This is a genomic window from Ramlibacter sp., assembly GCF_013697775.1.
Lineage (GTDB): Bacteria > Pseudomonadota > Gammaproteobacteria > Burkholderiales > Burkholderiaceae_C > Ramlibacter.
In genome coordinates this window covers 1-4131 of the sequence record NZ_JACCWG010000095.1, presented here as the reverse complement: position 1 = coordinate 4131, position 4131 = coordinate 1, and the positions used below count along the sequence as shown (strand labels likewise).

General features: G+C 69.4%; 4 protein-coding genes. 1 reads left to right on the top strand and 3 read right to left on the bottom strand.

Annotated features, from left to right (window positions below; genetic code table 11):
• Window positions 1–9 precede the first annotated feature (9 nt).
• Genes H0U68_RS05125 through H0U68_RS05115 form a run of 3 tightly spaced genes read right to left on the bottom strand, consistent with a single transcriptional unit; the run spans window position 10 to window position 2744 of the window.
• A complete protein-coding gene (locus H0U68_RS05125; protein ID WP_296353329.1) occupies window positions 10–906 on the bottom strand; it encodes an ABC transporter ATP-binding protein in 897 nt (298 codons plus the stop codon).
• A gap of 9 nt (window positions 907–915) precedes the next feature.
• Complete coding sequence (locus H0U68_RS05120) at window positions 916–1287, bottom strand: VOC family protein (protein ID WP_296353330.1); 372 nt, start codon at window positions 1285–1287, stop codon at window positions 916–918.
• Window positions 1287–2744 (bottom strand): DHA2 family efflux MFS transporter permease subunit, encoded by a 1458-nt coding sequence (locus tag H0U68_RS05115; protein ID WP_296353328.1) that lies wholly within the window; start codon window positions 2742–2744, stop codon window positions 1287–1289. The genes H0U68_RS05120 and H0U68_RS05115 overlap by 1 nt, the downstream gene beginning before the upstream one ends.
• A 200-nt stretch (window positions 2745–2944) precedes the next feature.
• On the opposite strand from H0U68_RS05115, the gene H0U68_RS05110 reads away from it, so the two are divergent.
• Complete coding sequence (locus H0U68_RS05110) at window positions 2945–4030, top strand: hypothetical protein (protein ID WP_296353327.1); 1086 nt, start codon at window positions 2945–2947, stop codon at window positions 4028–4030.
• The last annotated feature ends 101 nt before the right edge of the window (window positions 4031–4131 follow it).

The window sequence follows — 4131 nt, the reverse complement described above, 5'->3', positions numbered from 1 at the left end:
CAGCCGACATCAGCCGATCTCCTCGCCGGTCAGGAGGACGAAGACGTCCTCGAGGTTCGCCGGCCGGCGCTCGCCGGCGATGCCGAGGCCGTTGCCGTTGTCGACGCCGAGGATGGACACGCTCGTGCCGGTGCGCCGCGTCCGGAGACCCGCGCCGACCGCCTCGGCCTCGACCTCCTCGAGCCGCGCCGGCGCGCCGTAGACCTCGAGCACCTCGCTGCCGGCGTGCTCGGTCACGAGCTCGGCCGGCGAGCCGGCTGCGACCGCCTTGCCGTGGGACATGATCAGCACCGTGTCGGCGAGGCGCTGGGCCTCCTCGATGTAGTGCGTCGACATCAGGATCGTCGCGCCTTCGGAGCGCAGAGCGTCGATGAGCGCCCAAAGCTCCTGGCGGACCTGCGGATCGAGCCCGACGGTGGGCTCGTCGAGGAGCACCAGGCGCGGCCCGTGCACCAGCGCCCGCGCGATCAGCAGGCGCCGGCGCATGCCGCCCGAGAGCTTGTCCACCCGCTCCTTGCGCCGGTCGGTCAGCTTCGCCATCACGAGCGCCCGCTCGATCGCGTCGCCGCGCTCCGCCCGCGGGATGCGGTAGAGGTGCGAGAAGACGAGCAGGTTCTGCGCCACCGTCAGCGTCGTGTCGAGGTTGTCGAGCTGCGGCACGACGCCGCACTGAGCCCGGGCGGCCTTCGACTCCTGCGGCAAGCGGAAGCCGAGCACGTCGAGCTCGCCCTCGTCGGCAATCGCCTGCGCCGTCAGGAGCCGCATCGTCGTCGACTTGCCGGCGCCGTTCGGGCCGAGCAGGCCGACGCACGTTCCCTCCGGCACGTCGAGATCGAGGCCGTCGACGGCCGTGATCGCCCCGTAGCGCTTGACGACGCCGCGGAGGCGGATGGCGAGCTCGGTCATCGCGTCAACCTACTCTTCGTGTACCGCGAAGATGTTCCCCGCGGGGTCCCGGAACCACGCGATCGTCGGCCCCTGCTCCATCCGGGCGATACCCCTCTCGTTCGTTCCGAGCTCGGGGTACTGCTCGAAGCGGACACCCGCCGCCGTCAGCCGGTCGACGATGCCCTCGAGACCTGTGACCGGGAAGTTCAGCACGGTGAACGCTGCCGGCGCGTGATCGTCCTTCGGGTAGACGAACACGGTCGTCCCGCCGGCGGGGTCGAGTGCGAGCCCGCCCATCTCGTCCCGGACGCGGAGACCGAGCGTGTCGGCGTAGAACGCCTTCGCACGCGGTATGTCGTCGACGGAGAAGCTGGCGAACGCCTTCGAGTCCTGCAACATCACGCGGCCTCCAGTGCGGTAGTGGTTTCCGGGTGCTCGGCCGGGGCCGGGCGGAGGAAGACGGCGGCGACGACACCCGCGGCGAGCGCGAAGGCGGTGCCGATGACGAACGCCGCGTGGTAGCCGTCGACGAGCGCGGCCAGGGAGCCGTCGTCGCCGGTGCGCGCCGACGCGACGCTCGCGAGCACGGCGAGCCCGAGCGCGCCGCCCATCATGAACGAGGTGTTGACCACGCCCGAGGCCAGGCCCGAGTCGGCCGGATCGACGTCGCTCATGGCGGCCAGCAGCATCGGGTTGAAGGCGATGCCGGCGCCCAGGCCGAGCAGCAGCATGCCGGGCAGCACGTCGACGATGAACCGGCCGTCGCCGGGCGCGCGCGCGAACAGCGCCAGGCCGGCCGCCGCCAGCAGCAGGCCGCCGGCCAGCGGCAGGCGCAGGCCGAAGCGCATCACCATCTTGGCCGACAGGCCGAGAGAGAAGATCGCCATCAGGATGTTGGCCGGCAGGAAGGTCAGGCCCACCTGCATCGGCGTGTAGCCCAGCACCAGCTGCGCATAGAGCGCGGAGATGAAGAACCAGGCGAACATGGCCGCCGCCCACAGCACGCCGACCGCGTTGGCCGTGGCCAGATTGCGCAGGCGGAACAGCGACAGCGGCATCAGCGGCGAGGCCACGCGCGACTCGATGAACAGGAAGGCGCCCAGCAGCGCCGCGGCGCTGGCCAGCAGCCCCAGCGTCTGCAGCGAGAGCCAGCCGGCTTCGTTGCCGTTCACCACTGCATACACCGCCAGCATCATCGACAGGGTGATGGTCACCGCGCCGCCCATGTCCAGCCGCCCACCGGCTTGGCCGCGCGCGGCCGGCAGCAGCGACAGGCACAGCACGTACACCGCGATGCCGAGCGGCAGGTTGACCAGGAAGATCCAGTGCCAGCTGAACTGGCTGGTGAGCAGGCCGCCCAGCAGCACGCCGATGCTGCCGCCGCCGGCGCACACGAAGCCGTACACGCCCATGGCCTTGGCGCGCTCGGCCGGCTCGGTGAACAGATTCATGATGAGCGACAGCGCCACGGCGGACACCACCGCGCCGCCCAGGCCCTGCACCGCACGGGCGGCGATCAGCAGCTCCTGCGAGCGCGACAGGCCGCAGGCGAGCGAGGCCACGGTGAACAGCGCGATGCCCAGCAGGAACAGCTTGCGGTGGCCGTACAAGTCGCCCAGCCGGCCGCCCAGCAGCAGGAAGCCGCCGAAGGTGAGCATGTAGGCATTGACCACCCAGACCAGCGCGGTCTCGCTGAAGCCCAGGTCGGTGCGGATGGAGGGCAGCGCCACGTTCACGATGGTCGTGTCCAGCACGATCATCAGCACGCCCAGGCACAGGACCAAAAGAGCCCACCAGCGGCTGGGGGCAGAGGGGGAGGAGTCAGGAAGGGAAGCGGGATTGTTGTGAGGGGTCATGGTGTCTGCACGACGAACGGGAGCGCGCGGAATCGACGATTCAAAGTCGGGCGGGGCTGATTTTCAGAATGGGCTTTTCGCACACTGTTGCAAATCCGTTAGTAAAAAAGTCACATTGCGGGGCCCGAAAGGTGACGAATGCCCGCGCATTTTTCTACACTTCCGCCCACTCGCAACTGGCGAGGGAGAAGGAGTTTCCAATGTTGTTTCAACGAAGCCGGCAAATCATTGCCGGTCTGTTCATGCTGTGCGCCGCAGGCACCAGCTCTGCCCAGCTCACCATCGATTTCTCGTCCACCCGGGGCACCGGCGTGGCGCCCAACCAGGTGCTGATCGAGAACGTGCGCGCGTTCCTGCCGATTCCCAATCCGTACACCGGCGGCACCACCACCCAGCAGGCCGACTACAACGTCATTTTCCAGTTCGACCCCACCACGCTGCACCTGGTGCCGGTGAACATCACGCAGGCGGGCGTCGGCGCCAACAACTGCGCCAACCTGCAGGTCGTGGTCAACAACGCCGTGACCGGTGCTTCCGCCCCGGTGTCGGGCGCGCTGGTGACGGTCGCGGGCCGCACGGTGACGACCAACAGCCAGGGCCTGGCCACCTTCACCGGCCTGCCCGCCGCGCCCACGCTGGTGGGGATCGCCGCTCCCAGCTACAACAGCACGTCGCAAGCCACGCTGCTCACCTGCACCAGCACCAACGCCGTGAGCGTGGCGCTGTCGCCGGCCACCGGCCAGAACGGCGGCCTGACGGCCGGCCAGTTCCGCGTGATCCTCACCTGGGGCGCCAATCCGCAAGACCTGGATTCGCACATGACCGGGCCGATCGCGGAGCCCTCGCGCTTCCACATCTACTACGCGGACAAGTCCTCGGGCGGCCTGTGCAAGCTCGACGTGGACGACACCACCAGCTACGGCCCCGAGACTGTGACCTGCCCGGCCACCAACACCAGCGGCACGCTGCGCCCCGGGGTGTACCGCTACGGGGTGCACCACTACTCCGGCGTGGGCAACATCGGCGTCTCCGGTGCCAACGTGCGCCTGGAGCTCGCCAACGGCACGGTCTACACCTACACGCCGCCCGCCACCGGCTGGACCGGCGACGACGACTTCTGGACGGTGTTCGAGCTGACGGTGTTCCCCAACGGCTCCATCTCCGTGGCGCCGGTGAACACCATCGGCCACAACATCAGCGACAGCAACGTGCCGATGGCCGCCCAGATCCCGCAGTTCGGCAGCGCCGAAAACCCCGCCATCCTGCGCAACCTGCCGAGCAAGTAAGGTGAGCCAGGCAACGGTCTGGCGCTGGGGCATGGCCCTGGCGCTGGCCGCTGCGGTGGGCTGGGGCCTGCTGCAGTGGACCCGGCCGGCCGGTGATGGGG